This is a genomic window from Frankia sp. AiPs1 (genome assembly GCF_023716945.1).
Lineage (GTDB): Bacteria > Actinomycetota > Actinomycetes > Frankiales > Frankiaceae > Frankia.
The window spans coordinates 1-889 of the sequence record NZ_JAMQQF010001076.1; the positions used below are offsets into that span (position 1 = coordinate 1).

At 76.8% G+C, this 889-nt stretch carries 1 protein-coding gene; it reads left to right on the forward strand.

What is annotated here, in order from left to right:
* On the forward strand, positions 1–889 hold an 889-nt coding region (locus ND748_RS32955), incomplete at both ends, for a ComEC/Rec2 family competence protein (RefSeq protein WP_251750155.1).

The window sequence follows — 889 nt, forward strand, 5'->3', positions numbered from 1 at the left end:
GTGCAGCGCTTCGCCGGGCGGCTGCGGGCCGGCCTGCGCGATGCCTGCGCCGGCCTGCCCGAACCGCGGCGCGGCCTACTGCCGGCGCTCGTCGTCGGCGACGTCTCCGGACTCGACGAGGACCTGCGCACCGACTTCCGCCGGGCCGGGATGTCGCACCTGACCGCCGTCTCCGGCGGCAACGTCGCCGTCGTGACCGCATCTGCCCTGGTCGTGGCGGCACGGGCCCGGCGTGGTCTGCGCGGGCGGGCGGCGGTCGGTGCGGCCGCACTGCTCGGGTTCGTCGTCCTTGCCCGACCCTCCGCCAGTGTCCTGCGCGCTGCCGTGATGGGGCTCATCGGGCTGGCAGCGCTCGCCGCCGGCCGACCTCGTGCGGTCCTGCCGGCCCTGGCCGCGAGCGTCACCGTCCTCGTGCTCGCGCAGCCCACCCTCGCGGTCTCCGTCGGCTTCGCCCTGTCCGTCCAGGCCACCGCCGGAATGATCGTTTTTGCGCCGAGCTGGCACGCCGCCCTCGCGCGGAGACTGCCCGAGAGGCTCGCCGAGGTGCTCGCGGTGGCGGCGGCCGCCCAGCTTGCCTGCACGCCGCTGCTGGCGTGGATCGGCGGGGGACTGAGCCTGGTCGCGATCGGCGCGAACGTCCTCGCCGTGGCGGCGGTGCCCGCGGCGACCGTGCTGGGCGTCCTGGTTCTGGTCGCCGCCGCCGTGTCGCCCCCGCTGGCCCGAATGCTGGCGCACCTGGCGGACCTGCCCTGTTGGTGGTTGGTGACAGTCGCGCGCCGCTGCGCCCACCTCCCGGCCGCCACGGTCGGCTGGCCCACCGGGGTGCTGGGAGCCGGCACCGCGGCGATCGCGGCCCTGGGCGCGGTGACGGTACTGCGCCGTCGAGGGG